Annotated in this window: 24 protein-coding genes and 1 pseudogene; 15 read left to right on the top strand and 10 right to left on the bottom strand. The window is 64.5% G+C overall.

Translation table 11 applies throughout. The annotated features are described in order from the left end of the window. Both ACTJKJ_RS26790 and ACTJKJ_RS26785 read right to left on the bottom strand, forming a co-directional pair. Positions 1 to 307 (bottom strand): H-NS histone family protein (locus ACTJKJ_RS26790; RefSeq protein WP_440820175.1); only part of this gene is annotated, 307 nt, incomplete at its 3' end. A gap of 211 nt (positions 308 to 518) precedes the next feature. Then, on the bottom strand, positions 519 to 1331 hold the full coding sequence (locus tag ACTJKJ_RS26785; protein WP_440820176.1) for a hypothetical protein: 813 nt from the start codon (positions 1329 to 1331) through the stop codon (positions 519 to 521). Between the two features lie 209 nt (positions 1332 to 1540). Between ACTJKJ_RS26785 and ACTJKJ_RS26780 the strand changes: the two genes are divergently transcribed. Next, on the top strand, positions 1541 to 1783 hold the full coding sequence (locus ACTJKJ_RS26780) for a helix-turn-helix domain-containing protein (protein WP_440823196.1): 243 nt from the start codon (positions 1541 to 1543) through the stop codon (positions 1781 to 1783). Between the two features lie 238 nt (positions 1784 to 2021). Here ACTJKJ_RS26780 and ACTJKJ_RS26775 read toward each other — a convergent pair whose 3' ends face one another. Continuing rightward, positions 2022 to 2438 (bottom strand): hypothetical protein, encoded by a 417-nt coding sequence (locus ACTJKJ_RS26775; RefSeq protein WP_440823194.1) that lies wholly within the window; start codon positions 2436 to 2438, stop codon positions 2022 to 2024. Between the two features lie 785 nt (positions 2439 to 3223). Between ACTJKJ_RS26775 and ACTJKJ_RS26770 the strand changes: the two genes are divergently transcribed. Both ACTJKJ_RS26770 and ACTJKJ_RS26765 read left to right on the top strand, forming a co-directional pair. After that, positions 3224 to 3607 carry a type II toxin-antitoxin system RelE/ParE family toxin gene (locus ACTJKJ_RS26770; protein ID WP_440823192.1) on the top strand — a complete coding sequence of 128 codons (384 nt, stop codon included), beginning with the start codon at positions 3224 to 3226 and terminating at the stop codon, positions 3605 to 3607. After that, complete coding sequence (locus ACTJKJ_RS26765; RefSeq protein ID WP_440823190.1) at positions 3604 to 3936, top strand: helix-turn-helix domain-containing protein; 333 nt, start codon at positions 3604 to 3606, stop codon at positions 3934 to 3936. Before ACTJKJ_RS26770 ends, ACTJKJ_RS26765 begins: the two co-directional genes overlap by 4 nt. A gap of 741 nt (positions 3937 to 4677) precedes the next feature. Here the strand turns inward: ACTJKJ_RS26765 and ACTJKJ_RS26760 are convergent. The 3 genes from ACTJKJ_RS26760 to ACTJKJ_RS26750 form a co-directional block, all read right to left on the bottom strand. Further along, the gene (locus ACTJKJ_RS26760) at positions 4678 to 6447 is read right to left on the bottom strand and encodes a hypothetical protein (protein WP_440823188.1); all 1770 of its coding nucleotides are present in this window, start codon (positions 6445 to 6447) and stop codon (positions 4678 to 4680) included. A gap of 284 nt (positions 6448 to 6731) precedes the next feature. After that, the gene (locus ACTJKJ_RS26755; RefSeq protein WP_440823186.1) at positions 6732 to 8570 is read right to left on the bottom strand and encodes a mechanosensitive ion channel family protein; all 1839 of its coding nucleotides are present in this window, start codon (positions 8568 to 8570) and stop codon (positions 6732 to 6734) included. After that, on the bottom strand, positions 8567 to 9712 hold the full coding sequence (locus ACTJKJ_RS26750) for a 2Fe-2S iron-sulfur cluster-binding protein (RefSeq protein ID WP_440823184.1): 1146 nt from the start codon (positions 9710 to 9712) through the stop codon (positions 8567 to 8569). The genes ACTJKJ_RS26755 and ACTJKJ_RS26750 overlap by 4 nt, the downstream gene beginning before the upstream one ends. 326 nt (positions 9713 to 10038) lie before the next feature. Between ACTJKJ_RS26750 and phbB the strand changes: the two genes are divergently transcribed. The 10 genes and pseudogenes from phbB (at position 10039) to ACTJKJ_RS26700 (ending at position 19500) form a co-directional block, all read left to right on the top strand. Then, positions 10039 to 10779: an acetoacetyl-CoA reductase gene (gene phbB, locus ACTJKJ_RS26745; protein ID WP_440823182.1), complete on the top strand. Its 741-nt coding sequence runs from the start codon at positions 10039 to 10041 to the stop codon at positions 10777 to 10779. An 8-nt stretch (positions 10780 to 10787) separates the two neighbouring features. Beyond that, a complete protein-coding gene (locus tag ACTJKJ_RS26740; protein WP_440823180.1) occupies positions 10788 to 11501 on the top strand; it encodes a RibD family protein in 714 nt (237 codons plus the stop codon). A gap of 127 nt (positions 11502 to 11628) precedes the next feature. Next, a pseudogene (gene ribA / locus ACTJKJ_RS26735) lies at positions 11629 to 12233 on the top strand (GTP cyclohydrolase II RibA). Between the two features lie 32 nt (positions 12234 to 12265). Continuing rightward, the gene (locus ACTJKJ_RS26730; RefSeq protein WP_440823179.1) at positions 12266 to 12850 is read left to right on the top strand and encodes an NADPH-dependent FMN reductase; all 585 of its coding nucleotides are present in this window, start codon (positions 12266 to 12268) and stop codon (positions 12848 to 12850) included. Then, positions 12847 to 14004, top strand: coding sequence for a patatin-like phospholipase family protein (locus ACTJKJ_RS26725; protein WP_440823177.1), 1158 nt, complete (start codon positions 12847 to 12849; stop codon positions 14002 to 14004). The genes ACTJKJ_RS26730 and ACTJKJ_RS26725 overlap by 4 nt, the downstream gene beginning before the upstream one ends. Positions 14005 to 14008: 4 nt before the next feature. Further along, the gene (locus ACTJKJ_RS26720; protein ID WP_440823175.1) at positions 14009 to 14749 is read left to right on the top strand and encodes an acetoacetate decarboxylase; all 741 of its coding nucleotides are present in this window, start codon (positions 14009 to 14011) and stop codon (positions 14747 to 14749) included. A 27-nt stretch (positions 14750 to 14776) separates the two neighbouring features. Then, on the top strand, positions 14777 to 16078 hold the full coding sequence (locus tag ACTJKJ_RS26715) for an alpha-hydroxy acid oxidase (protein ID WP_440823173.1): 1302 nt from the start codon (positions 14777 to 14779) through the stop codon (positions 16076 to 16078). 63 nt (positions 16079 to 16141) lie between these two features. Further along, positions 16142 to 16921 carry a 3-hydroxybutyrate dehydrogenase gene (locus tag ACTJKJ_RS26710; protein WP_440823171.1) on the top strand — a complete coding sequence of 260 codons (780 nt, stop codon included), beginning with the start codon at positions 16142 to 16144 and terminating at the stop codon, positions 16919 to 16921. Continuing rightward, entirely contained in the window at positions 16921 to 18045 is a 1125-nt protein-coding gene (locus tag ACTJKJ_RS26705; protein WP_440823170.1) for an MBL fold metallo-hydrolase, read from the top strand. The genes ACTJKJ_RS26710 and ACTJKJ_RS26705 overlap by 1 nt, the downstream gene beginning before the upstream one ends. Positions 18046 to 18117: 72 nt before the next feature. Beyond that, positions 18118 to 19500, top strand: a complete 1383-nt coding sequence (locus ACTJKJ_RS26700; RefSeq protein WP_440823168.1) for a patatin-like phospholipase family protein — start codon at positions 18118 to 18120, stop codon at positions 19498 to 19500. Positions 19501 to 19525: 25 nt separating this feature from the next. Here ACTJKJ_RS26700 and ACTJKJ_RS26695 read toward each other — a convergent pair whose 3' ends face one another. Further along, positions 19526 to 20416: a LysR family transcriptional regulator gene (locus tag ACTJKJ_RS26695; protein ID WP_440823166.1), complete on the bottom strand. Its 891-nt coding sequence runs from the start codon at positions 20414 to 20416 to the stop codon at positions 19526 to 19528. A 153-nt stretch (positions 20417 to 20569) separates the two neighbouring features. Between ACTJKJ_RS26695 and ACTJKJ_RS26690 the strand changes: the two genes are divergently transcribed. Then, positions 20570 to 21016, top strand: coding sequence for a DoxX family protein (locus tag ACTJKJ_RS26690; protein WP_440823164.1), 447 nt, complete (start codon positions 20570 to 20572; stop codon positions 21014 to 21016). A 4-nt stretch (positions 21017 to 21020) separates the two neighbouring features. Further along, a complete protein-coding gene (locus ACTJKJ_RS26685; protein WP_440823163.1) occupies positions 21021 to 21824 on the top strand; it encodes a DODA-type extradiol aromatic ring-opening family dioxygenase in 804 nt (267 codons plus the stop codon). 7 nt (positions 21825 to 21831) lie between these two features. Here the strand turns inward: ACTJKJ_RS26685 and ACTJKJ_RS26680 are convergent, their stop codons facing one another. The 3 genes from ACTJKJ_RS26680 to ACTJKJ_RS26670 are packed head-to-tail and all read right to left on the bottom strand — an operon-like array spanning position 21832 to position 26844. Next, positions 21832 to 24924, bottom strand: coding sequence for an efflux RND transporter permease subunit (locus ACTJKJ_RS26680; RefSeq protein ID WP_440823161.1), 3093 nt, complete (start codon positions 24922 to 24924; stop codon positions 21832 to 21834). Then, positions 24921 to 26039, bottom strand: coding sequence for an efflux RND transporter periplasmic adaptor subunit (locus tag ACTJKJ_RS26675; protein WP_440823159.1), 1119 nt, complete (start codon positions 26037 to 26039; stop codon positions 24921 to 24923). Before ACTJKJ_RS26675 ends, ACTJKJ_RS26680 begins: the two co-directional genes overlap by 4 nt. Positions 26040 to 26061: 22 nt before the next feature. Continuing rightward, a complete protein-coding gene (locus tag ACTJKJ_RS26670) occupies positions 26062 to 26844 on the bottom strand; it encodes a MipA/OmpV family protein (protein WP_440823157.1) in 783 nt (260 codons plus the stop codon). Positions 26845 to 26912: the final 68 nt, after the last annotated feature.

Below are 26912 nucleotides of genomic sequence, written 5' to 3'. Positions count from 1 at the left end.
CTCGCCCGTTCGCCAGCGCCTCGACGAACCAGGCCGGACGCTTGCCGACACCGCTCCACGTGCGCCCGTCGTCGCTCTGGTACTTCGGCACGCCGCGGCCGCGCTTTGCCACTGTGCTCGAGGAAGTAGCAGAACCCTTCGCCTTGCGCCCAGCGCGCCCGAACAGCTGCTCGGGCGTCAGGTTGTAGTGGGCGATCGCCTCTTGGATGCGCGCCACGACTCCCGACACCTCCTTGGCTCGAAGCGAGTCCGCTTCCTTCTGCAGTTTGTCGATCTGGCTCAAAACATGTTGCAGGGACTTCGGCATGACTCTCTCCTTTTGGATCTATGGTCGTCGCTCGTGGCGACGCGGCGCCATTTAACCAGACCCCAAGGAGGCGTTAGGCCTTCTTCCATGTTCGGTGACAGCGGGGCGGCTCTGACGTTGCGTCAACAGGTCGCAACGCCTGGCCCCCTGCACACCGGGCAGCAGAGGGTCCAGACGACCAACAGCCGCATGGTCGAAGTTGGCCGGGGGATCAGCGACGCATGCCCGCCCGGAGTTCTCCGAGCCAGCGAACGTAGTCGGTGGGCTCGTTCAGGGATGTCACCGTCAGTCCGCTCCCGTCGACCCTGATGGCCATAGCGAGGTCGCCGAGCTGCACGGTTGGCGAGAACGCGTCGAAGCTCGAGACCTTCTTCGCTTCCACCGCACCGTTGACCATTACTGCAACTTCGAAGCTAGCCGAGGCACCGGCCAAGCCCAGGAAGGTCACGGCAACCGCCTGGGTGCGCGGCTTGGTCAGACCAGCATCCGCTGTTTGGCTGATCAAGGGCTCCTGCTGGTAGACCGTCGGCATGCCAACGGCCACCAGCTTGTCATCCAGGCGATCCGAGCAGAGGAACCCTGCGTCGTCGACCAAGGTCAGGAAACCGCTATAGCCGCTGCCCACGCCGACCACGTCATAACGTCGTCCGCTGTTGCTCGTGAAGGTACCGAGCACGGGTAATGGCATCTCGGGCGTGATCTTCACATCCGGTGTCATGGGGCTCGAATCGATGACCTCGATCTGCTTCTTGGCCCGATAGACCTTCTTGCTTTCAGCCAAGCTGGCGTAGAAGACGACCTCGCCGGGAGCCAGAACCTTGCCGATGGACAGGCGCCTGTTGGCGACGTTCAGACTGGTACTGCCGCGCACCAGGGTGCCCATGGCAGTCAACGACTCGGCGCGGCTGGCGCCGCACTTCTTCTGCGCCACGTTGCCTTCGGTGGGGGTGAGCCCGGCCAGAGCCGGAGAGGTCATCGCCAAGCTGGCGAGGATCGAGATGAGTGACCTGGATGCGAGAGACATGGCTTCCCTGAGATTGACGTTGTCGAGCAGCCCCGGGGACCGGGGCTCCACTTGCTCCGTACGGCCGTGAAAACGGCCGCGATGTCACGTCCCGCCAGCGAGCGAGGAACGCTCACTTTGCTGTCAGTTGACACGTGTCTTCAGTTTACGATCCATGAAAACTGCGTCGCGCAATGCGACCCAGCAGGAATCCGGAATTAATCGACGCCATGGCCGTGGAAATCAAGGCCAGACGGATTGAGCTCGGCTACTCGCAGGAAGACTTGGCCGGCCAGTGTGAACTTGACCGGCCCTACATCTCGCTGATCGAAGTCGGTCGCAAGCAGCCCACCATCAGCGTGCTGTTCAAGATTGCGGCCGGCCTGGACTTCACGTTCTCGGAGTTCGCCGAGCGCATCGAGGTGCGCTACAAGCGCTCGCTACGAGCGAAGGCCAAGACCGCCAAACAATGAGGGCGGGCCTTTCGCCGACGAGCTCAGGCAGTTGGCTCGGCCGGGACGGCTCTTCGGAAGGCCGAAACACGAACCTCATGTCACGCACGCTCAACGATGACCGGTCTTGCGGCGGCGAGGGGCAGCTCCGGGTCGGGCCCGGCCAGTCGACACGCGCCGGGACCGGTCGCTCAGTGTCGAATCTCGGTTGCCCCTAGGAGAATGGCTGTTCTCAGATGAGGGGCGGCGATCGCTACCGTCACCGACGGGAGGCTTCAACGTCGATGAAGAGGTCTTGGTAAAGCGCGTGGGCGCGCTTGAAACTTTCATAAGCAGCTTGGAAGTCTGAAGCTGCGTAATGATCTGAGGCGCGCTTGTACTCTGCTTCGGCGTCCTTCCACTTCTTTGGTGGAGACGAACTCACATAGTCGCCGACGATGGTACGCATCGACGTAGCAGAGGCCCGCATCGCCTGGGAGGCGGAATGCCAGTCCAGTGGCTGTGGCTCGGCAAATGGCGGAGCAACTGAACCCGTTGGAGAATCCTTGGGCTTTACCGCGTCGTACGCGAAGTTGCCGAGCACACCGGTGGCGACGGCCATCGAGATGATCCCGATCCAATGGTTGCGGAGAAAACTGTCGGCAGCGCTGACGAAGGCTCGAAGCTTGAGCACCATAGGTCTGATTTCCGGGTCAAGCCGTCAGCGGGCCGCCGACGCGACACTAGTCCCATGGTCGCCAATCTTCCTCAATGAGGCGCAGCGACCCAATCCCTCTTTGGGCTGGGCCGCTTCAAGCGGTGAAGTGCGACGCCCCGGATGGAAGTCAACAAGGCGGCACTCGCCAAGCGGGACCGGCGTCTCACGGGAGGTGACGCATGGGCATGGTCGGCAAACTGTCCGTCTCCAGCGGGATCTCACAGCCGGCGTCGGCCAGCGCACCCCGCGCCGTGCAATGCAGTTGATGTCACGGGGACGGAACTTGGGTCGAACGGACCTGGTGTAGCTGAGCGTGGCCTGTGCAGTGAGCACGGCGGCAGCCTCGTCGAGCACCATGCCGACGCCCGCCTGCGACGCCAGGGCGCAAGCGCTCGTGCAACTGCTGCGCGCGCTCCATCCCCGCGACGCCGAACCAACCCGATTGCCTGAGCTGGCGTAATCGGAGGCGCCGAGCGACTACGCCGGCCCGAGGTAGCGAAAAGTTGCGCGAGGTCCCCGGAGAGTTCAGGTCGCAGACCGGCAGCAGCAGCCGAACCTCGCCGAGCCGCTCTTCCCAGGCCGCGATGTGTGCACCGGGGTTGGCCTCATGGGATGCCGCATCTCAGTTGAAGTATGTGTCGCTGTGAAACATCACACAGTTCAATCAACGCGCGCCAGCGCCACAGCTTATGAAAGGAATCCATGGCGCACACGTTTTGGGGCCTTCCCTCCCCCATGATCCTATGCCAAAATGGGCATAAAACATGAAAGGTACCTTCCGCAAGCCCGTCAAGTGGGTCGGGTCTTCTAAGCGAGACCTCGATGCCATGCCCAACGACATCAAGGACGTTTTTGGTCATGCGATCGACATGGCTCAGGCCGGCTCGAAGCACGAAGATGCCAAGCCGCTAAAGGGTTTTGGCTCGGCAGGTGTGTTGGAAGTCGTCGAGTCGGACGACGGAGGCACCTATCGGGCCGTCTATACGGTGCGACTGGCAGGGTGGGTATATGTTTTGCACTGCTTTCAGAAGAAGTCCACCAAGGGCATCGAAACGCCTAAGCCCGACGTCGACTTGATCAGAACCCGTTTGAAGGCTGCCACGACCGACCACGCCAATTGGCTCGCCACACAAGGAGCAAAGAAATGAGCACCTCTGAAATCACTATTGAGCAAGGAAGCGCCAATGTCTACGAGGACTTGGGGTACGCCGATGCGGCCGAGATGCAACGAAAATCGACCCTAGCCGCCGAAATTGCAAGGTGCATCAAGGCGCGTCACCTGAGCCAAGCCGAGGCAGCCGAGTTGCTGGGTATCGATCAGAGCAAGATCTCTCGCATCACGCGTGGTCTGTTCCGTGGCGTCAGTGAACAGAAGATGCTTGAACTGGTTGCCAAGCTTGGCCACGATGTGCGAATCGTCGTTGGTCCGGTTAAACGGAACAAGGCGCCGGGCAAGATTCAGCTTGAGCTCGCATAACTCGTGGTCCCCGGCAGTTCGTCTGCCGGGGTTTCGCCTGCGACGTCGTCAAGCGGCTTGACGGCGAATCGGGGCCACGTGCTCTCTTGTGCCACACATCTTGTCGAGCGACAGAGGGATGTCGCTCAAAACGCCGCGGCCCTCCTGACAGACGTCAGCGCAATCGCCGGCCCCGCCAGCGGCAGTGCAATACTGGCGGTCCTACTGATCGCCTGCGTTCGCACCTTGCGCTTCGAAACCGCAGCTGCGAGTGGATCGTGAGCACGCCAGCGGCTGCAGGCTGACGGCCAAGAGGCCCGCCAAAGCGAAAAGAGGCGGTGTAGTACGAACGCAGGCTATCAGCACCACATGCAGCGGGTGCTCCGCCAAGCTTTGCACCCAGCCCAGGTCACCAAAGTCGTGCATCGCGGCCGCAGTGGCAAATACCCACGGCATAAGTCGCCCGAGCCTACACCCAGCCCCGCAATGTCGCTGCTTTGCCCCTGATCTTCCATTGCGTCCCGCGCGTCGTTTGTGCTTCTGCATTGGGCCATGCTAAGCCCTGCATTCGGCGAGACACCGGAGGGTATGACACGATTTGAGGCCCATACTGGCATCGGACCGGTGCGGACTGTCTGTTACCTTTCAGTCGGCCGACCAGCGGATGGTCAGTGTCGGTCGCGCTTGGTGCTCGTCAGAGGAGACGTCATACGAGTGCGCGATGGCGTCTGGATGCGTGCACGCTACCGGCCGCAGCTAGGGCTAGAAGCCTAGGAAATTCTTGATCTTGTTTCCGACGCTCTTGACTGCATTGCCGACGTCCTTCGCGACATTCTTGGCGGTCTCAGCAACCGTATTCGCGGCATCCTTTATGCCACCGCCGACGGTGCTGGCTGCCTTCTTAATGCCGTTGCCCACGTCTTTAGCTGCTCCCTCGATAGCTTTTCCGGCCTTCTTCGCGACCTTCTTGACTGCGTTTCCAGCTTCACCGAGGCCTTGGCCGGCGCCTTTGATGATGCTGTTCCAGGTTTCGCTGACCTTGTCTCCGGCTGCGTGCGCGAAGTTGATGATCGCCCGGGCGATCTGCTTGTTGGCTTGTACGAGTCCCGCCCCGAAGCGCATGAGCCCGTCGATATTGATTTCTCCTCTGATACCAAAACCGAGCCCGAGCCCAAGTGCCGCGGCGAACTTGAGCTCGAACCTCAGCTTCCGACGGCCTTGATCGTCCTTGGCAATGCCGAAGCGCGCTTTGCCTTCCGCTCCGAGACCATAGAGGCCTGCAGCATTGCCGCCGACACTGCCGATCCCGGCCGCACCCACACTGCCGTCGATCTCCGTCTTCCCACCAACGAACGCGGCACCTTTGGCTTCCACGCCAACCTCAGGAGACATCTTCCCAGTGAGTGGGTCTGGAAGCATGCGCCAAATGGCCTTGAAGCCGCCTCCGATCTCTCCGCCGGTGAACACTCTGCCTGTTGTACCGATCTCGGGGGAAAGGTCGATGCGAGCTCCAGCGATAGCGGGCTCGAACCGCGCCGGGCGATAGGTGACGCCGGCCTCTCCGAACAAGCCGCCACGGAGCTCTGCCCCTATGGCGACGTTGGTGTTGTAGGGCTTGAACTTCGCCTTGACCCCGGCGCTACCTTCGATTGCTGCAAGACCGTTTGCTCGCACAACCGTCTCACCCGCCCCCGTTTGGAACACGTTGACGATCTCGGCCCGCGCCCCCAGGCCGGCATCCGCCGTGTCTCCGTGCTTGTTGTGTTCCCGGAGGGACCATAGGCCAAGATTGGTCTGTGAGTAGCCCGCACCGCCATTGAGTCGGTCGACGTCTTCCATCCCGGCGTGCCAGGACCGCCGCTCCACCTCTTCAGCTGAGAACGAATCGTCCTTCAGATCGGGGGTGAAGGTGCCGTAGTGAGCTCCGGGGCTGAGGCCGTTGCGCTTGACCGTTGGATCATCGATCCGGTTCTTCAGGAGGCCGGTGCTCCCACCGTCTGTCGGATCCGCTCCAGCGGAGTGAGTCTTCTGCCGCTCCCTCTGCTTGGTGTCGAAGGCGTTCTGGTTCACCCAGTCCGTCACCGGACCGAGGTCGAGATGCCCCTTGTTCTTGCCGTAATACGCTGCGTTGTCGTAAGGCTTGGGATTCGATTTGAACGCGTTGGCCCTATCCTCCGCGGCGAAGTGCTCACCGAGCGTCCTCGGCGGCGCAGCGTCGTCATCCTTGTTGAATCGAGGATCCTTCGGTTTCGCGGCAACTCCGCGATCCAGGCTCCATAGATCGAAGCCTTTGCTCTTCGGTGGCTCCTGCCAGTTGTAGGGATCGCCTGCAACCGAGCTCCCCTCGTACTCGTCGGCATCGTCGAGGAGATGCTTCCCAGCGAGTTCCCGCCTCAGTGCGTTGTTGACCGCGTCGCCGTTGCGCAGCATGTCGCCGATCTTTCCCGGTATGCCGGCGAATGGGTCAGAAGGATCCGGGGGTGACGGCGTGCCAACTGGATAACCATCTGAGCGAGTGAACTGGATAGACATGCATGACTCCCTGCAGTGCCAGCCGGAACATTCGGCGATTGGCGATGCTTGGAAGTCTCATGTTGACGCTGACGCCGGCTTCGCGCGGATGCGAAGAAGCATCGTCGATATGCGAAGTAACGGTAGCTATGACTACCGTCAATCCGAGGCAGCATCCGACTGCCCCGTGACCACGCGGACTCCTAAACTGCGACGGATGAATGTGGCAGCGTCGTCTCCGTGGGGCTCGTCCAATTCACGAGACCCATCCGGCACGGCTTCCGGACCGTCCCTGCAGACAATCGTCAGTCCGGCTGGGCATTCTGACCGGGGGGGACGACGATCGTTTGGACCCCGCTGGCGAATGGAATCCCCGCTTCTCGCATGACGATCTCGATGCGTCTGAGGGCTTCGACCCGCATGTCGAACTGCTCGCCAGGAACGGTCTCGATCTTGCAGCGGAAGATCTTGATGCCAGGATCGATACGATACAACTTCACCTTCATCGACTCGCGCAAAGCCGGCGCGGTCGCCGGGTCCTGCTGCATCGCTTCACCGACCTGCCGGATCATCTGCATGATCAGCTCGCTATCGACATCGATGGGCAGTGGCAGGTCGAACTTCTGAACAATCCAGTCGCGCGAGTTATTTCGAACGGTGCCGAGCGAGCCGTACGGAACGAAGTGCAATGGGCCGTCGTGGTGCCGAAGTGCGACTGACCGCAAGGTGATGCGCTCAACCTTGCCCTTGATCGTTGCGCCGATCTCGATGTATTCGCCGACCCGGAACGCGTCCTCGATCAGATAGAAGACTCCGGCGATGACGTCCCGCACCAGCGCTTGAGCGCCGAAGCCGAACACGACGCCAAAGGCGCCAGCACCAGCGAGCAGCGGGCCAATCTGAATCCCCAGGTCCCACAACGCGGTGAGGATGAACGTGGTCAGAAGCAGGATTCCCAATGCTGTGCGTACGAGCGGCAACAGCGTTCGTAGCCGTGCATGGTGGTCCTGTCCCGTGACGGACGGCTTCAGGGCTGCAAGGCGCCGGTCAATCGAAATGCGCACGGCGACCCAGACGACATTCGTCGCGAGGGAGAGTGTCAATAGACCGGCTGCATCCCGAACGAATGGAGCTGCGGGCGAGTGTCCGGAAAGTACCTGATCAAGCGGAACGCCGAAGCTCGACAAGGCGATACACGCGGCGATCGCCACGGCGCCGTGGCGTGCTACAGATAGACCGATCGTGGCCGTGAGGCTCAGGGTCGAAGCACCGCTGCCCAGCTCGCCTTGGCCCTCGGCGGCCGGGCGGTGCCAGAAGTGGAAGATGGCGCGCAACGACCACTGCGCCATCGCCAGCAGGACGATGTCCGCCACGAAGACGGTCGGCGCAGTTCCAGCGGCGAGCCAGACGCCGTAGATGGCGGTCAACACCGTCGTAAAGATGATGGACCTCGGAAGCTGCAGCGTCTTGTGGCCTGGCGGCCGCGCCGCGCTGCCTGGCCACAGGGGGAAGAGGTACTTGAAGCGCCAGGTCAGGACAAAGGTGATTGTGGCGGCCACCAGTCGATACAGGTCCGCGGCGTGGCCCGCTTCGGCCTTCTCGAGAAGCGGGGCCAGGAGCCAGCTCGAGCCCAAGAGGAACGACATAGCCACAGAACACAGCACCGCGCGGCGCGAAAACTGGGGGGCTAGATTGAGCAGTCTTCCTTGCGGGCGTCCTGGAGCCCATACGGTGTCTGCGATCAACCAGGCGGCTCGAAGCGCGATGACGAGCTGGACGCCATCAGGCAGGACGGCGTCAAAGCCCGGTGGCCACCGGAAGAAGGCCAAGCCCCCGAGAGCCGTGCCGGCAAAGAGAACCTGACCCAGCGCTAGAAGCGCCAGACGATGCCATGCCTGTCTGAACCCCAGCGCTGGCGTTGGCGTTGGAGCCAGCTCGATCGCGCGCAGCGGCGAGGCGGCATAGGTCCAGTACAGCCACTCTACCCCGGCGCTCATCAGGAAGAGGACAAGGCTGTAGGTCAAGGCGACGAGGCCAGCGCCACTGATGAGCGCGTCGCCGGCGTGTTGCCAAACCCGCACAAGTTCCGAAGGACCGGTACTCAGCGCCCCGGCCAACTCGTTGAGTCGGACGCGAACACTCATGTGGAGACGCCGGTCCTGCCGCCGTCGCCAGCAGCTACGAGATCCCGCGCAAGTGATGCATCGGCATGAGCGGGGTGAAGACGGGCCAGCGCGATTCGGGGTCCGCATACGCGGGCCTGGCATGCCAGGCGGCCTCCGTCAGGCGCGTGAACGCGTCGCAAGGTCTGCCGTTCCCATTCTCGCGCCGGTGTCAGTGCCTCCGGAGAATGCCCGACGAAGACCAGGCAAGTACCGCACCGTCCACGCCCCCCACATACCGACGCGTGAGGAATCCCGTTGGTGCGGCTGACATCGAGAAGTGAGAGGCCAAAGCGCGCGCGAACTTCCAGTTCCCCGTCGTACTCGATGGTGGCGCATCCGCTTCGAGCTCTCGACGTGCGCCACAGCAGGATGCACACCGCTGCCAGCGCTAGAGCGGCATAGCCGTACAGGACGGCTAGGCGCACTGGCTCCAGTTTCGAGTCAGCCACGAGGACCTGGTCAACGGCAAGGTGAACGCTGACCCGCCAGCGCTCATCGCTGGCCAGTTTGTCCAAGGCTTCCCGCCCTGCGCTGACAAAGCCCAGCAGCGCGGCGGTAGGAAATGAGAACAGCAGTGGGGAAAGCCACGGCCCCACTCGCGTCCAGATCGGCTTGAGCATTAGCCCGCGATGAAGGCCGATCGCGCCATGGATCCAGACCACCACCACGACAAGAACCTGCTGCAAGGCATGGCCTGGTGTGACCTCCCAGTAGGTGGCGAGCATGAATCCGTAGGCGCGGGAAAAGAGACCGGTGCGCTGGGCAGATCCAACAAAGAACAGGTGATCGAGGAGCAGCGGGACGATAAGCAGTCCCAGGATGACCTGCGCCCAGTCTCCCGCACTTAGATGAAGGGTGCGCCGTCCAGCGATTGCCGCCAAGCCCAAGATGCCATGCAGCACTGCGGCGGCGAGCAGTATGAACGGCCCGACGCCCTGCGTCCATGGACCCATCAGGCAGGGGCGTACCGCTTCGATGGCGTCGATCGAGCGCAATCCCATTGCCAGCGTCGCGAGGTGCATTCCGACGTAGCTGAACAGCACCAGACCCGAGAAATAGCGGGTGCGTAGGCTCAGGCGGGGGAAGGCACTCACCATCCAAGGCCAATGACTCAGGCGCATGACCTCGTTGCTAGCTGGTTGGAATGACACCGTACCGGTCGAGGTCCGATCGGGTGACTGTTGCGAGAGCACGCCTATAGCGTGCGGTGGTCCGATTTTTCGTCTTGGCGGCTTGGATGGGAATGCATGAAAGTGTCGAGCCACCGGTCAGAAATGAACAGCACGCGAGTATGGGGCGGAAGCCTGTTCGGTTTTGCACCGCCGGTTCGCAGGAACGAGCATTCGCGGTGACGACAGCGGCTCCTAGCATTCCAGCCCGTACACGCTGTCATGCGTGACAGGCAACGCGGGGCCGGCGGCCCCCCCCAACGAAGAGGGCTTGAGTGATGAATGGACGTACGGTTCTTGTGACGGGGGGAACAGGCGGGATCGGCACTGCCATCGTTCGACACCTGGCGCGGCTAGGGCATCGCGTCGCCACCAGTTTCCGTGATCCTGCTAAAGCCGATGCCTGGGGCGCCGCAATGACGGAGGAGGATCTCGATGTCCATATCTTCCAAGGCGATGTCTCCGACCTCCACTCGTGCGAAGCCATGGCGCGAGAGATCGAGACTCGGTTGGGGCCTGTCGAGATTCTGGTCAACAACGCGGGAATCACCCGCGACGCCGCACTACACAAGATGGGGCACCAGCAATGGCTGGATGTGGTGAACACCAACCTCAACGCCTGCTTCAACGTCACGCGACCCGTGATCGAAGGCATGCGTAGGCGCCAGTGGGGCCGCATCGTGCAGATCAGCTCGATCAATGGGCAGAAGGGGCAGTACGGCCAAGCCAACTACGCCGCCGCCAAGGCAGGCATGCACGGCTTCACCATGTCGCTCGCGCAGGAGAACGCCAAGTTCGGCATCACGGTCAACACCGTGTCGCCTGGCTATGTGGCTACCGACATGGTGATGGCCGTTCCAGAGGAGGTACGCGAGAAAATAGTGGCGCAGATCCCGATGGGCCGGCTGGGCAAGCCAGAGGAGATCGCGCACGCCGTGGCATTCCTCGTCGGGGAGGACGCGGCCTGGATCACGGGAGCCAACCTGGCCATCAACGGTGGCCAAGACATGGGATGGTGAGGCCGCCCATGCAGACATGTACCGATCAGCGCCGCGACGTTGCAAGAAGCCGGGGACGGCCCTGGGTGCGCCTGCAAGCGGGCGTGAGCTTGGATGGCCGCACCGCTCTGGACAACGGATTGAGCCAGTGGATCAATGGTGAGAAATCTCGGATCGACAGCCACGCTTGGCGCCATCGAGCCGATGCGGTCCTGACGGGCATCGGGACGGTTTTGGCTGACGACCCGAGGCTCGATGTCCGCCTGGTCCCAGCACAGTCTCAGCCCTTGCGCGTAGTGCTGGACTCCAAGCTGAGGACGCCGGCTACCGCTCGCCTCTTCGATGCGCCTGGGCCGATACGCATCTACACGGGTGGAATCAGCGACCCGAGGGGAATCCCAGTGCGCGAGCGCGGCGCTGTCATTCGCGAACTGGCCGACGCCAGCGGCCAGATCGACCTCGCGGCCGTGATGCGGGACCTGAGCAGCGCCGGCGTCCAGGAGATCCATGTAGAGGCGGGCGCGCGGCTCAACGGCGCCTTGCTACGCGCCGGACTTGTCGATGAGCTGCTCGTCTATCTCGCGCCAAAGCTGCTGGGCGCAGGTGCCGGCCTGGCCGCGATTGGAACGCTTCAAACCCTTGACGAAGCGATCACGCTAAGGATCCGCTCGCTAGACCTGATTGGCACTGATGTCCGGCTGATCCTTCAGTACGAAGCCATCTCGCCCGGCTTCGAGGCGTAGCCGCATCTTCGGATCGGAGATTCGGGCTGTTCATTCTTGCTCACCCCGTCTGCGGCGATGTGGCTTCACGCCCGGGGATCGCATTCCTACGATCCATTGAATGCTTCCCGATCAGTGAGGGCAATCCATGCATACGACCAGTAGCCATCCCGTGATCAAAGTGCGCGCAATGGTTGGAGTTCCGTTAAATCTCCCCGACGGCAGCACGGCGCAGGCCAAGGTGATCACCTTCGACGGCATGTCCGATGGGCGCGAGCATCTGATGCTCAAGTTCGGCGATCCATCGTCGGAAACCGCACCGCTGGTGCGACTGCATTCGGAGTGTCTGACGGGCGACGTCTTCGGCAGCGCTCGCTGCGACTGTGGCCCACAACTCCACGAGTCGATGCTTCGGATGGCCAGTGGCGGGTATCTCCTGTACCTGCGTCAGGAGGGCCGAGGCATCGGACTGATGTCCAAGCTCGATGCCTACGGTCTGCAGGATCTCGGACTCGATNNGACGAGCGCGACTACCGCGTGGCCGCGGAAATGCTCAAGGCAGTCGGCGTGCGTCGCGTGACGCTGCTGACCAACAACCCGGACAAGGTCGCCCAGCTCGTCACGCATGGCATCGACGTCGTTCGCCAAGAGCGGACCGGTGTCTTCGTCGGCAGTCATAACCGCCGCTACCTGGAGGCGAAGGTGGTCCACGCGGGGCACGCGCTGAGCATCGCGCCCCTCAATTCCCAGTAATGCGCCCTCGACGAACCGAAAGCAACTCCCCAATGACCTCACCGCGCATCCTCGTCTTCTCGGCATCAACTCGTCGCGAGTCGCTGAACAGCAAGCTGATCCTCGTTGCCGCTGAACGGCTCAGGTTCCATGGCGCCGACGTGTCGCTGCTGGATCTCGCTCGATTTCCGATGCCCATCTATGACGGCGATGTCGAGTCCAGTCAGGGCGTTCCCCAGGAGGCGGCTGCGCTGCATGAAGCCCTGCGCTCGCACCACGGCGTCTTCATCGCTTCCCCCGAATACAACTCCGGCCCGCCGCCGGTGCTGGTCAACGCGTTCACCTGGGTATCCCGGTACGCGGCCGAGGGAGGGCTCGCGGCCGCATTCCGTCGCCCCGTCTTCGCGCTTGGCGCGGCGTCGCCCGGCGCATTCGGTGGGTATCGTGGCCTCTCTCAACTGCGCCAATGGCTCGAGCTCGGTTTCGGCGCATGTGTCCTCCCGTCGATGGTCTCCGTGCCTGCCGCTCATGAGGCGTTCGACGGCAACGGAGCACTGCTCAATCCGCGGAGCGCTTCAGCACTTGACCAGGTGATCCTTGATCTGCTCCAGAGCGTCCGCCACCGGAGCGAGTCATGACGATCCCTCGCCATGCCGAGGAAGTGGCTCTGGTGCTGCAGGGCGGCGGGGCGCTCGGCTCCTACCAAGCCGGCATCTTCGAGGCGATGGTCGAGGCACGTATCGAGCCGACCTGGGTGGCTGGCATCTCGATCGGAGCGATCAACTCCGCGCTTATCGTCGGGAATGCGCCGGAGCGGCGACTCGAGCGGCTGCGCGAGTTCTGGGACCTCGTCACGTCGGGAATGCACTCGACGCCGCCGGCCGCTGAGCGTCTTTTCGCTCGATTCACCAGTCCGCTGCGCTCGCACATCAATTCCGCCAGTGCGGCGCACGTGATGCTAATGGGCATCCCCGGCTTCTTCACGCCGCGGTTCCCAGCCGCGCCCTTCCATCGCAAAGGAACGATCGAGGCCATCAGCTACTACGACACGACGCCGCTCAAACGCACGCTCGAGCGGCTGGTGGACTTCGATCGCATCAACGACGGGCCAGTCCGGCTGGCTGTCGGCGCCGTCAACGTACGCAACGGCAACCTGGAGTTCTTTGACTCCGCCCGCCAACGCCTGGACGCGCGCCATGTGATGGCCAGCGGCGCACTGCCTCCCGCCTTTGCGCCAGTGGAGATTGATGGCGAGCACTACTGGGACGGTGGTCTTGTCTCCAATACGCCGCTGAACTACGTGCTTGATCAGCCAGGCGGGAAACAGCGCACGGTGTTTCAGGTGGACCTGTTCCCCGCACGCGGCCGCTTGCCGCAGACGATGGACGACGTGGGGGAGCGTGAGAAGGACGTGCGCTTCTCGAGCCGCACGCGCTGGAACACCGAGCAGAGCGTGAGCCGGCAGGAGATCGCCCAGGCGGCGCAGCGACTGCTCCGCAAGCTGCCCGTGCGCCTGCGCAGCGATCCGGACGCCCAGGCGCTGGCCGCGCTGCACAGCGAGTGCGCGGGCGTCGACATCATGCATCTGATCTATCGCACCCGGTCCTACGAGAGCCAGACGAAGGACTATGAGTTCTCGCGGCTCACGATGCGCGAGCACTGGGCGAGCGGGAGATCGGACATGAGTCGATCCCTGGCCGACCCGCGGTGGACGGGTCGCGGTTCCTCTACGGGCGAGGTGCGCGTGTTCGATCTCGCTCGTCCCTCCCGACGCACCCAACCCAAGGAGTAAGACGATGAAGATCGACCAGGTGGCGCAGCGCGCCCACGCCATGCCGCTGACCGCGCCAGCGTTTCCCCCCGGCCCCTATCGCTTCATCAATCGGGAGTTCCTGATCGTCACGTATCGGACCGACCCGGACGCGTTGCGCGCTGTCGTGCCCGAGCCGCTGGAGATCGACGAACCGCTGGTGAAGTACGAGTTCATTCGGATGCCCGACTCCACGGGTTTTGGCGACTACACGGAGTCGGGTCAGGTGATTCCCGTGAGCTTTCGCGGGCAGCGCGGCGGCTACGTCCATTCGATGTTTCTCAACGACGAGGCGCCGATCGCTGGAGGACGCGAGCTGTGGGGCTTCCCCAAAAAGCTCGCCTGTGTATCGCTGGAGGTGGAGAAGGACACGCTGCTGGGCAAGCTGGACTACGGCAGCGTCCGCGTCGCCACGGCCACCATGGGCTACAAATGGCGCCCGCTGGACACGCAGAAGGTCCATGCGGCGCTGACGGAGCCGGGGTTCCTGCTGAAGATCGTTCCCCACGTCGACGGGAGCCCGCGCATCTGTGAGCTGGTGCAGTACCAGCTCGAAGACGTCACTGTGAAAGGTGCCTGGACCGGGCCCGCCGCGCTGGAACTGGCGCATCACGCCCTGGCGCCCGTTGCGCAGCTTCCAGTGCTGGAAGTCATCTCCGGCACGCACATCGTGACCGACCTGACGCTCGGCATGGGCACCGTGGTGCACGACTACCTGGCTCGATGAGCCGGGGCAATTCCTGAGGAAAAAATCTTGAATGACATCGAATCCGGGCCGACTCCGGCCCTTGAAGATGCCTCGCACGCCCGACGGCATTTTCTGAAGTTTCTCTCCGGCAGCCCGCTGCTGATGGGATCCTCCGCATCCGGTCTGATGGCGGCATTGGCCGCGGCACTGCCAGGAGAAGTGGCGGCTCAAAGCTATGACGTGCTGCGCGCCCAGGCGCCGAAGGTGGGCGAGATCATCGAGGCACCCGAGCACGCCCTGAACGTCATGGACTTCGAGCCCGCGGCGAAGAAGGCGCTCGCCGCCGCGCCCGCTCACTGGGGATACATGGCCACCGGCGTGGACGACGACTCGACGCTCCGAGCGAATCACGAGGACTTCGAGAAGATCCGTATCAAGGTCCGGCGGCTGATCGATGCGCGAAACATCGACACGCGGGTGCAGCTGTTCGGCACCGAGTACGCGAGTCCGATCTTCCTGTCCCCGGTGAGCAGCCAGCGCGCGTTCCATCCCGAAGCTGAGCTGGCGGTCGCGCGCGCCGCTGGCGCGAAGAAGCAGCTGATGGTGCTATCGACATCGAGCAATTCCGCGCCTGCGGATGTCGCTCGTGCGCACGGCATGCCGATCTGGTTCCAGCTGTATCCGACGGACGATTGGAACGTCACGCAGGCGCTGATACGGCGTGCGGAAGAGGCGGGGGCCAAGGCTATCGTCCTGACGGTGGACCGGCAAGGGGGCCGTAACACGGAGACGCTGTTCCGCGCCCGACGCGTGGACACGCGTCAATGCATGGGTTGCCACACCGCTGGATTCTCCAACGAGGTGGCACGCAAGCCGGTGTTCGAGCGCCTTGACGTCTCTCACGTGACGAACCTGTACGGCACTGGCATGACATGGGAGTTCGTGGCGAAGCTGCGAGCAGCCACGAAGGCCAAGGTGGTCCTCAAGGGAATCATGACCAGGGATGACGCCGTGCGGGCCTTGAGCGCCGGCGTGGACGGAATCATCGTCTCCAACCATGGCGGGCGTGCCGAGGCGAGCGGGCAATCGACGATCGGCGCCTTGCCGGAGGTGGTCGCAGGGGCTCGCGGAAAGATCCCCGTCCTCATTGACGGAGGCGTCCGCCGCGGAACGGACGTCTTCAAGGCGCTTGCGCTGGGAGCAACCGCCGTGGGCATCGGACGTCCGTACTGCTGGGGGCTCGCCGCGTTCGGCCAACCCGGCGTGGCGACGGTGCTCGACATCCTGCAGCGTGAATTCGAGACCATCTTGCGGCAGGCCGGGGCGACCAGCCTGCAGCAGATCAACCCCGCCATGGTGGCGGCCTGACGGGCCGAATGGCGACTTCGGGCAGTCCCATCAGCCCGGCACTCAACCGACAAAGAGGATTTCATGAATCTGAAGGACAAGATCTGCATCGTCACCGGAGCGGCAAGCGGCATCGGTCGGGAGATCGCGTTGCGCTATGCGAGAGCGGGCGCGAAGGTGGCGATCGCCGATCTGAAGCTCAGCGCCGCGCAAGCCGTCGCCGACGAATGCATTGCGGGAGGCGCCGAGGCCATGGCGGTCATGATGGACGTGAGCAGCGAACTGCAGGTTCGCTCCGCCATCGACGAGGTCGCGCACGCCTGGGGTGGGGTCGACGTGCTGGTCAGCAATGCCGGCATCCAGATCGTGCACCCGATCGCGGAGTACCCCTACGCCGAGTGGAAGAAGATGCTCGCCATCCACCTGGACGGCGCGTTCCTGACGACGCAAGCCGCATGGCCGCACATGCTCAAGCGCGGCGGCGGCAGCGTCATCTACATGGGCAGCGTGCATTCGAAGGAGGCGTCCTTGCTTAAGTCCGCCTACGTCACGGCCAAGCACGGCCTGATCGGCCTGTCCAAGGTCGTGGCCAAGGAAGGCGGTCCGCATGGAATCCGCGCCAACGTCATCTGCCCCGGGTTCGTGCGCACGCCGCTGGTGGACAAGCAGATTCCTGAGCAGGCCAAGGCATTGGGAATCAGCGAAGCCGACGTCGTGAAGAACGTGATGCTCAAGGAGACGGTGGACGGCGAGTTCACGACGGTCGATGACGTCGCCGACGTCGCCTTGATGCTCGCAAGCTTCCGGAGCAACGCGTTGACCGGCCAATCCGTCGTGGTCAGTCACGGCTGGTCCATGCAGTGATGAACCTGGTCGGCCCCTGCGGCGCTTTTGGGGCATGGGGCCCTTTGGACCGGGCCGACCCTCCGCACTTCAACTCGATGAAAAGCAACATGGGATCTCTCCACACTTTGCGCAAATGGCTGCTAGCGAAGACGCTCGGGTTCGGGGTCACGCTTCTCTGCCTCGGCGGTGCCACCGCGACTTCGGCGCTTGCTAAGGAACCGTTCGACTTCCTGCCGCTGCCTGAGCAGGCAAAGCCTGTCGCTGAACCGGCGGAAGGCTATCGGCTGCAACGAGTGGGCACCAACGGCTACGTCGTGATGTCCGGCGTGGTCCAGGCCAACTTCTTTGTCACGAAGACCGGCGTCGTGGTGGTTGACGCTCCGCCGGTGCTGGCTGACAAGCTGGTCAAGGCGATCAAGTCCGTGACGGACAAGCCGGTGACGCACGTCATCCTGACGCACGATCACGCTGACCATGCAGGTGGTGCGAGCGCTTTTCCGGGTGCAAAGATCGTTGCCCACGCCCTTACCGCCGAGTTGATGCGTGTCTACCCGGACCCGAAGCGGCCCATTCCGACGCTGACGTTCTCTGGCGCACGCTACGACCTCAAGGTCGGCGGTACGCATTTCCAGCTCATTTATCCCGGGCCCAATCACGAGACCGGCAACATCATCGTCTACATCCCCGAGCAGAGGATCGCGATGATGACCGACCTCTTCGCTCCTGGATGGGCGCCATATCTGGGTTGGGGCAACGCCGACCACATCCCCGGCCTTCTCAAATCGTATGACGCGCTGCTGGCGCTGGACTTCGACGTCTTCCTGGCCGGGCATGCTTACCGGATCGGCAACCGTCATGACGTTGAGGTATCGCGGGCCTTCTTCTTGGATCTGTGGAACTGGACCAAGGAGACGATCGCCGCCACGCCGTTCGATCCCAGCAAGGCCGAGCCCGGCAATCTCTGGCTCGCGCAGTCGATCTGGTTCAAGGAGATCGCCGACAAGGTGACACCCCGACTGATTGCCAAGTGGGGCAACGAGCTGGCGGCTGTCGATGCCTTCACGCACTCCACCGTGATGGCAGTGGTGGTGTCGACCTTCACCGACGCCCCGAATATCCCGGACAGCGCCCTGAAGCCCTGACGTGCGGCAGTTCGTCGCCCAGCACCGGTACGACCGCAAATGAGAGGGCCGAGCGCGTCGCAACTGTGCTTGATGGTGCTCGCAGCCGCGCTGGCGGGCTGCGCAGCGGGCCCGTACAACCTGCCGCGCAACCAGCCCCTGCCGGCGCGGCCGCCCGAGGCTCGCCAGCAGCCACACGAGCCGACCGACGTGCTGGACGACGTTTCTGTCGCCGTCTCGTTCTCCGGTGGCGGTATCCGGGCCGCGGCCTTCTCACTGGGCATTCTCCAAGGCCTGGATCGCCAGGCGCTCGACGAGCGCAGCTCGTTGCTGGACCGGCTCTCGTTCATCACGAGTGTGTCCGGGGGATCCCTCACCTCGGCCTATTACGGGCTGCATGGCAAGGAGGGACTGCTCAAATTCCAGCAACTCCTGAAGGACGGCGACGGCGAGGCGACACTGCGCCTGAGCCTGTTCAACCCGCTGAATCTCTGGCGGCTGTGGTCCGGAGGATTGAACGCCCGCGAGGACCTGAAGGAATGGCTGGAAGGACAGGTGTTCGGCGACGCGACTTTTGGCGACATGTACAAGCGGGGCAAGCCGCTGATCTGGATCAACGCCACCAATCTCGAGCAGCGCATCGCGTTCCCCTTCCAGGAGCGGACGCTGGAGGCGATGTGCAGCGACATCGCGACTTATCCCTTGTCCGAGGCGGTGGCGGCATCGATGGCGGTCCCGCTCGTCTTCTCTCCTGTCGTGCTCGAGAACTTCCCCGAGCGCTGCGCCGAGGCTTTGCCGGCCTGGGTCGATCAGCACGCGGCGTCGTCCGACCCGTCCTTGCTGAGCAAGGCCCTGCTGTCGGCAGTGAAGAGTGCGCGCGATCGCGGCGCCGGGCGATATCTGAAGCTCGTCGATGGCGGGATCAGTGACAACCTCGGACTGACCAGCCTCCACCAAATGCGGATCCTGCTGGGCACACCCTATGGCCCTTGGACCGAACGAGACGCCTTGCGAGTGCGCAGGCTGCTGTTCATCGTCGTGGACAGCGGTCGCCGCCCCGATGTGCGATGGAATCAAAGCATCGCGGGGCCAAACGCGGTCGACGTGGCGTCGGCCTCGATCGACGCGGCCATCGACACCAACGCTCGCCTGAGTTACGACAGCTTTCTCGCCGAGATCAAGGCGTGGGAGGCCGCCATCGTTCGATACCGGTGCACGCTGCCGGCCGAGCGTGTGGACGCCCTTGTTCAGCAGAAGCCGGGCTGGCGCTGCGATGACGTTCGTTTTGAAGTGACGCGTATCTCTTTTGACGACCTGGAGCCGAGCAAGGCGTCGCGCCTGAGTACTATTCCAACCCGCCTGCGCCTGGACCCCGGCGATGTGGATGCATTGGTGGAGAGCGGCGCCGAGGCCATCGAAAGGAGCTACGCCTCCCAGGCGTTCCTGCGAGACGCCCGGGCCGATCAGGCAAGGTGAGACCAGTGCGTCCGGGCGTGCAAGCTCAAGCGTTCAGTTCCGACTCGATCGTCCGTCGCATGGCTCGCACGCCGGCGGCGATGTGTTCCATGAAGGCCTGAATGCGTGCCGACCGGCGCATGTCGGGATGCGTCAGCACCCAGAGGTCGCCGGTCGCGGTGCGAGGCACTGGCGCGATGGCTTTCAGGTCGGAGCCGGCCATGAACATCGGTAGGGGTGCCGCGCCCAGGCCTTTGACTGCCAGTTCGCGCAACGCGAGGAAGGAATTGGCGGTGGCGACGACCCGTGCCGATGGCACCTGACTTCGTAGCCAGGTGCTGATAGGGTTTCCGCCGCTTTCGCCGTCGGGCATGACCCACTCATAGTCCGCCCAGGACATCTCGGCGCGCTCCGCGAGGAAGCCCGGCGCCGCGAACAGGCCGAAGTCGTTGTGCGCCAGCCTCATGCCGACCCAGTTCTCCGGCGGCACCGTGGTCGGCCGCAGCGCGACGTCCGCATCGCGCCGGGCCAGATCGAGCCGGCTGTTGGTGATGACCAGCTCAACGACCATTGCCGGATATCGGGCGTGCAGGCCGGTCAGCAGCGTGGGAACGACGCAATGCGCCAGGCTGTCGGTGGTGGTTAGCCGCACGACGCCGCTGAGCTCGGCGGTTCTGGCTTCAATGCGTCGGTGGGTATCGATGAGCGCCCGCTCGAACGATTCACCGACCTCCACCAGGGTCCGCCCGATTTCACTGGGCACATAGCCGGTGGGCAGGCGGTCGAACAGCGCCGCGCCGATGCCTTGCTCGATCGCAGCAACGCGCCGCAACACGGTCGCGTGAGAGACGCTCATCGTGCGAGCCGCCGCGGCCGCCGAGCCCTCGCGGGCGACCGCCACGACGTATCGGAGATCGTTCCAGTCAATATTGTCCATGGTGGGGCCTGGTTGGATGGAGCAGCGCCGAGATTGTCGATCGGCCGCAGCTGCGACGCTTGTTCAATCCTGCGCGGTGCATGAGCAGAGTTGGCTGTTCGCGGAGATCGTCTTGCCGCATAGCATCAACTTGAAAATTAGGAGTGTTCCGACATGGAAAAAGTGATCGCTACCCGTTCCGTCCCCAACGCCACCCTCTATGCAACGCTGCTGCTTCGCATCGGGCTAGGCCTGCTGTTTCTCGCTCACGCGGCAATCAAGGTGTTCGTGTTCACGATGCCAGGCTTCCTCGGCTACTTCGCTTCGCTTGGGTTGCCTGCCGTCTTCGCGTACGCGACGCTCGCGCTGGAGGTCGCCGGAGGACTTTGCCTTGTGCTCGGCATCTACGCGCCCCTCATTTGCCTGCCCCTGGCAGGTGAGCTCATGGGAACCATTGTCATGGAGCATGGCAAGCATGGCTTCGTGTTCTCCAATCCGGGAGGCGGCTGGGAGTTCCCAGCGCTCTGGGCGCTGGCTCTGATCGTTCTATCGCTGCTTGGCGACGGTCCCCTCGCGCTGCGCCCGATGCGACGCGGCTCGATCTGGTCTTTCCTGGGATAACCAAATGCGCCAGCCTACGTTCTTTCTGACCCACGGTGCAGGCCCCTGCTTCTGGGTGGACCTGCCGTTGCCTTTTGGCCGCGGCGCCTATGACGGCCTGGCCAGGCATTTCGAGGAACTGCTCGGCACCCTGTCTGTCCGCCCGAAGGCGGTCCTGGTCGTCTCGGCTCATTGGGAGGCCTATTCGCCAACGCTCAGCACGGCCGCGTCTCCCGGCATGCTCTTCGACTACCAGGGGTTTCCATCGCAGGCCTACCAGCTGAACTACCCGGCAGCTGGATCTCCGGAAGTGGCGCGGCGAGCACTGCAGCTCCTACATGCCAGCGGCATCGAGGCGGCGGAAAACGCTGAGCGCGGTTACGACCACGGTGTATTCGTTCCCATGCTCAAGATCGACCCGGCCGCAGAACTGCCGGTGGTCATGATGTCGCTGGATGGCAGGCTCGATGCGGAACACCACCTCGCCGTCGGAAGAGCAATCGCCCCGTTGCGCGACGAAGGGGTCCTCATCATCGGAAGCGGCAGCAGCTATCACGGACTGCGCCACATCTGGGATGGCCAGCCGACCGCCTCCATACAGTTTGACGACTGGCTCCATGACACCGTGGCCAGTGACGGACCCGAGCGGCGCCGGCGTCTGGCAGACTGGACCATGGCTCCCAGCGGCATGCGCTGTCATCCTCGCCCCGAGCACCTGTTGCCTCTGATGGTGGCTGCCGGAGCAGGCCTTGACGAGCCCGGCAAAGGAACGTTCCGGGAACTCATCGGAGGCAAGGTCTACTCGTGCTTCCGCTTCGGCGACGCCTAGGCGGGCCTCAGCCGGCGGACGGGTTTGCATCGGCCAACTTCCTGCTTGTGCTTGCAAACAGCAAGTCATACAGCGACGGAATCAGTCCCAGCGTCACCAGCGTGCCCAGCGCGAGCCCTCCGATCATCGTGATCGCCATGCCCGTCCACAGGGGGCCGGCGAACAGCATCAGCGGGATCAGGCCGACGATGCAGGTCAGCTTCGTCATCACGATGGGCCGCAGCCGCTTGACGGCTGCGGCGATCACCGCCTCGCGCCGCTCCAGGCCGGCGGCGCGTTCAGCTTCGATGCGCTCCAGCAAGAGGACCGCGTTGTTGACGATGATCCCGCCGAGCGCCAGCAGGCCAAAGGTCGCCATGAAGCCAAACGGGTAACCGGTGAGAAGCAGCGCGAGCGTCGCGCCGATCAGCACAAATGGCACGCTGGCAACGATGATGAACAGCTTGCGGAACGAGTTGAACTGCCAGATGAAGAGCAGGAGGATCGCGATCAGCGCATGCGGCATGAACTCCAGCAGCGCCTGATTGGCTTCGGCCGAGTCCTCGATCTCTCCCCCCAGTTCGATGCGGTAGCCCGGCGGCAGCGAGATCGCGGCGATACGCGGCGCCAGCGCCTGCACGAGCTCGCTGGTGGTTCTGGCCGGGTTGTGACCCGTCACGGTCAGCGTGCGTACGAGATTTCGACGCACCAGCGTTGACGGCTCGGTGTCGCTGGAGACCTTGGCGATTGCCGACAGGGGCACCGGCGTGCTGCCGGTCGATGGATACACCAGCGTGTCGGCGGGGGTGCCGTCGGTGGCGCGTTCGGAAGCGCCACCGCGCAGCACGATGGGCGCCGAGACACCGTTGTCGTGGATCACCGAGGCGGCCACCCCGTCATAGCGCATCTGCAGAGCCCGAGCGATGTCGTCACTGGAGATTCCCGCCTGCCTGGCGCGGGCCTGATCCACCTGGATCACGCGCCGCGGAACGCGCGTCATCCAGTCATCGTAGACATCGACGCTGCCCGGCACCGAAGCCAGCGCTGCCTGGATCTCGCCACCGATGCGCCTGAGCACCGCCTCGTCCGGACCGCAGACGCGGTAGACCGCGACACCAGACTCCGTGCTGCCCAGCGAGAAGCGCTTGGGCTCCGCCCGCACTTCAGGGAAATGAAGCCGCATGTAGCGCTTGGCACGGTCGATCACCTCGTCGATCTGGGCACCAGGGCGTACGCTGACGGTGAAGTACGCCATGTTGGCTGCCGGCAGCGGCGGATTCAGCCCGAGGACGATGCGTGGACCGCCGTCGGCCACGTAGCCGATGCTGTCCACCACCTCTGGATTGGCGCTGCGGTCGGCCAGCCAGCGGCTCATCGCTTCGACCGTGCGCAGCGTTTGGCGGGAGTCGCTGCCCGGCTGCAGGGTCACCGGCATCTGGAACTGCAGCCGATCCGACTTCGGCAGGAAATCGTAGGGGATGTGCCACAGCACCGCTCCTGCCGCGAGGAGCAGCGCGACCATGCTGCCGATGAACAGCGCTTTGTGATCGAGCACGCGCGCGATCACGGCGCGGTAGCCACGATAGAAGCGCGACTCGCGAGGCTCGTCCGCGGCGCCGTCCGATGCGCCGTGGGTCGCCGGCACATGGGCGAAGTACAAGCAAAGCAGCGGCGTGACGGTGAGGCTGAGCCCCCACGATCCGAGCAGCGTCACCGCCAGCACGATCGCGAGCGAGCGCAGGTACTCATTGGTGGCGGTCTGGCCGAAGAAGAAGGGGGAGAAGGCCAGCACGATGACCAGCGACGAGCTGAGCAGCGGAACCGCGAGCGTGCGGCCGGCCTCGATGCAGGCGTGGCGGCGTTCCTCGCCCGCGACCAAGCGGCGTTCAATGTCCTCGGCGATGACGATGCCGTTATCGACCAGCAGGCCCAGCGCCAGGATGATCGCCGCGATCGACACCGTCTGCAGCTCCACGCCGAGCGCGCGCATGGCGATCAGCGCGCCGAGGATGGTGAGCGGCACGATCGCGCCCACGATGAGTCCGGTGCGCCAGCCCAGGAACAGCATCACCACGGCCATGACGATGACCACCGTCTCGCCCATGACGTGATGCATCTTCCCCATCTCGCGCTCGACGACGTCAGCCTGGAAGGTGACCACATGCTGTTCGAAGCCCACCGGCAGCAAGCGCTGGGTCTCTTCCAGCTTCACCCTCAACGCCTTCCCGAAGGCAGCGATGTTGCGTCCCTGGGCCATCGACACCGCCACAACGACGGCTGGCTGGCCCTGGTAGACCGCGGCGCTCTCCGGCGGATCGGCCGGCAGGACCTGAATGCGAGCCAGTTGGCCCAGGGGAATCTGCCGAGTTCCCGAAGCCGCCGGCACCGCGACAAGGAAGCTGCGCAGGTCTTCGATTCCGCGGATTTCTCCCGAGGTCGCGACCGTCATCGCGAGGCCGGAGGCTGAGATCAGTCCACCTGGCGTGATGACGTTCTGTGCCTGCAGCTGCTGCGCGATCGCCGCTGGGGTCACACCGGCCTCGATCAGCCGCGCGCGGTCGAAGTCCACATAGACGCGGTCTTCGCGCAGGCCATAAAGCGCCACATGCTCGACACCCGGGAGCGCGTAGAGCTGTTCGCGCATCCGGCGCAGCGGCTCGCGCATCTCGCTCATGCCGAAGCCCGGCGCGGTGACGGCGATCGAGGCGACGGCGACGCGGCCGAAGTCGTCCTCGACGAACGGTCCCACCGCTCCGGCCGGCAGATTGGCGGCGGCTTCACTGGCCTTGGCGCGGACGCGCTGCCAGAGTGCCGGGAGGTCGGTGACCCGGTCGTAGGCGGAGAGTTGCAGAACGGCGCTGCCCGGGCGCACGGTGGTGACGATCTTCTTGAGATCGCCGATCTCGCGCAGCCGCTCTTCCGTCGGCTTGGCGAGCAACTGCTCGACTTGCTCGCTGGGCATGCCCGGAAAGGCGACCGAGACCAGCGCGTCGCGCACGGTGACGGAGGGCTCCTCCTGCGACGGGAAGTCGAGGAAGGTGGCGATGCCGGCGAGCAAGAGCAGCACCGCGGTAAACAGCGTCAGCCGACTCGCTTGCAGGGCGGAATGCGTGAGCTTCACTGCGCACCTCCCGTGGCAAGGCGCGATTCCGTAGCCAACGGCTGAACCGCCTGCCCGTCGCTCAGGAAGGCCGCCCCGGCCGCCACGACCTGGTCGCCGGGCTTCAAGCCGGCATGGACGGCGAACCGCTCACCCGAGATCGTGCCGAGGGTGACCGGGCGGCGCGTGACGCGCCCGGCAGTTGCGTGGTAGATGAAGACGGCGGCGTTGCCACCACGAGTCTCGGCGACGACGGCCGACAGCGGCACCGTCAGCGCGCCGGCCGGCCCCTCGATGAGGTCGAGCAACAAGCTGTCGCCGCTGCGCAGCGCGGGCGCCGGCCCCTGGAGGTCCAGGATCGCTTGCGCACTGCCACCGGCGTCGAGTCGCGAGGACACGCCGCGCAGCCGCAAGGACAGGGGATCGGCGACCCCGGATCGGCGAGCACGTATCACACTGCCCGGTTGCAGCCGGCTGACGACCTCGGCGGGCAGCACGGCCACCGCCTGGAGGCGGCCGACGCCTTCGAGCTGCAGCACCGGCTGGCCGGCCGCCGCATCGCCCTGGGGTTGCGCCAGGCGCGCGACCACGCTGGCGTCGAAGGGGGCCCGGATCTCGCTCTGGCGCAACGCACGCTGGGCCAGCGCGAGCTCGGCCTCCGCGGTTTGCCTCTGAGACGCCGCGGCATCGAGCGCCGCTTCGGCCGACGTCAGCGTCGCGCGCGATGCCGAGCCATCGGTGAACATCGCCTGTTGCTGCCGCCATTGGCTGTCGCGCTCACGCCATTGCGCAGCGGCGGCGCGCACCTGCGCTTCAGCCTGGCGGAGCTTCAGTTGGATCGGTGCCTGGTCCAGGCGTGCCAGCAACTGTCCCCGGCGCACTCGATCGCCGACATCGACGGTCATCATCGCGATGCGGCCGCCGCCTTCAAACGCCAGGTCGGCGCGTTGCTCCTGCCGCACCGTGGCGACAAAGCGGGTTGCGTCACCACCGGCGATCATGCCGACGGTTTCCAGCTTCACGACGCGCGGCGGGATGGGCGGCGCGGTGTGCTCGCGATCACAGCCGGCAAGCATCGCGCCGGCCAGGGCGACCAGGCAGGCGCTCGCGGCGCGAATGAGGGTTCCGGTACTCAAGGGAAGCTCCACGCGGCTCGAATCAATAGGTGTAGGTGGCGGCCAGGGCGGCCGACACGGGATTGCGGCGCTCGACCACCGGGCTGTGCGCCGCGTTGTCGACGTAGTGCGTGCCGCGCAGCTCCAGCGACCCGGTCCAATGCGCGTCGAAGCGGTGTTCCCAGGTGGCCGCCACGCTGCCGGCGTACAGGCCACCACCGGTCTTGAACGCGGCGAAGCGGCTGCTGGCCGCCTGCGATGGCGTGACGCCGAAGTACGCCTGGTTGTAGCGGCGATCGCCCCACAGGGCGTCGACGTCCAGCGTCATGCGCTCGCGACCGGCGTTCAGCACTTCGTACTCGACGCCGGTGCGATAGCGGTTACGCCGCGCGCCGTCGCGCAAGGCGAACTCCGCTTCGATGCTCGCGGAGAGGCCATGACCCAGGTCCTGCACGAGCAAGCTGCGCGTGGTCAGCGATCCACGTACGTCACCCATGCCGGCCAGGCGGCGGTCGCCGGGACGCCAGTCGCTGTCGCGCTGCAACCGTCCGAGGTCGTAGAACATCGACTGGGAGCCATACAGCCCCCAATCGGTCTGGAACTGCACACCGACGCCGCGCGTCGTGTCGAGGAAGAGCACGCCGCGCTGAACGACCAGCACCGGGACCGGCTGCAATCTCGTGCGGTTGGCGCCGGCGTAGCGTGGCGCGACTTGGGCGGCGGCACCGACGGTGACCTCGGTCTTGTCGCCGAGCAGCGAGGAGCTTGACTGGCCATCGGCTGCGATAGCGGCGCCCGTAGCGGCCATCGATGCGACGAGTGCCACGCTTGTGCGCGAAAGAACGAGGGAAACGCAATGAGGACGATGAGGCATATGGACTCCGGGGATGTGTG

Source organism: Roseateles sp. 22389 (assembly GCF_052044995.1).
Taxonomy (GTDB): Bacteria; Pseudomonadota; Gammaproteobacteria; order Burkholderiales; family Burkholderiaceae_C; genus Roseateles.
This window is presented reverse-complemented; position numbering and strand designations above follow the sequence as displayed.

Coding starts and splice junctions, on each gene's coding strand:
- ACTJKJ_RS26785 (WP_440820176.1), bottom strand. CDS start 1,331: ATGTCTCTCGCATCCAGGTCACTCATCTCGATCCTCGCCAGCTTGGCG.
- ACTJKJ_RS26780 (WP_440823196.1), top strand. CDS start 1,541: ATGGCCGTGGAAATCAAGGCCAGACGGATTGAGCTCGGCTACTCGCAG.
- ACTJKJ_RS26775 (WP_440823194.1), bottom strand. CDS start 2,438: ATGGTGCTCAAGCTTCGAGCCTTCGTCAGCGCTGCCGACAGTTTTCTC.
- ACTJKJ_RS26770 (WP_440823192.1), top strand. CDS start 3,224: ATGAAAGGTACCTTCCGCAAGCCCGTCAAGTGGGTCGGGTCTTCTAAG.
- ACTJKJ_RS26765 (WP_440823190.1), top strand. CDS start 3,604: ATGAGCACCTCTGAAATCACTATTGAGCAAGGAAGCGCCAATGTCTAC.
- ACTJKJ_RS26760 (WP_440823188.1), bottom strand. CDS start 6,447: ATGTCTATCCAGTTCACTCGCTCAGATGGTTATCCAGTTGGCACGCCG.
- ACTJKJ_RS26755 (WP_440823186.1), bottom strand. CDS start 8,570: ATGAGTGTTCGCGTCCGACTCAACGAGTTGGCCGGGGCGCTGAGTACC.
- ACTJKJ_RS26750 (WP_440823184.1), bottom strand. CDS start 9,712: ATGCGCCTGAGTCATTGGCCTTGGATGGTGAGTGCCTTCCCCCGCCTG.
- phbB (WP_440823182.1), top strand. CDS start 10,039: ATGAATGGACGTACGGTTCTTGTGACGGGGGGAACAGGCGGGATCGGC.
- ACTJKJ_RS26740 (WP_440823180.1), top strand. CDS start 10,788: ATGCAGACATGTACCGATCAGCGCCGCGACGTTGCAAGAAGCCGGGGA.
- ACTJKJ_RS26730 (WP_440823179.1), top strand. CDS start 12,266: ATGACCTCACCGCGCATCCTCGTCTTCTCGGCATCAACTCGTCGCGAG.
- ACTJKJ_RS26725 (WP_440823177.1), top strand. CDS start 12,847: ATGACGATCCCTCGCCATGCCGAGGAAGTGGCTCTGGTGCTGCAGGGC.
- ACTJKJ_RS26720 (WP_440823175.1), top strand. CDS start 14,009: ATGAAGATCGACCAGGTGGCGCAGCGCGCCCACGCCATGCCGCTGACC.
- ACTJKJ_RS26710 (WP_440823171.1), top strand. CDS start 16,142: ATGAATCTGAAGGACAAGATCTGCATCGTCACCGGAGCGGCAAGCGGC.
- ACTJKJ_RS26705 (WP_440823170.1), top strand. CDS start 16,921: ATGAACCTGGTCGGCCCCTGCGGCGCTTTTGGGGCATGGGGCCCTTTG.
- ACTJKJ_RS26700 (WP_440823168.1), top strand. CDS start 18,118: ATGGTGCTCGCAGCCGCGCTGGCGGGCTGCGCAGCGGGCCCGTACAAC.
- ACTJKJ_RS26695 (WP_440823166.1), bottom strand. CDS start 20,416: ATGGACAATATTGACTGGAACGATCTCCGATACGTCGTGGCGGTCGCC.
- ACTJKJ_RS26690 (WP_440823164.1), top strand. CDS start 20,570: ATGGAAAAAGTGATCGCTACCCGTTCCGTCCCCAACGCCACCCTCTAT.
- ACTJKJ_RS26685 (WP_440823163.1), top strand. CDS start 21,021: ATGCGCCAGCCTACGTTCTTTCTGACCCACGGTGCAGGCCCCTGCTTC.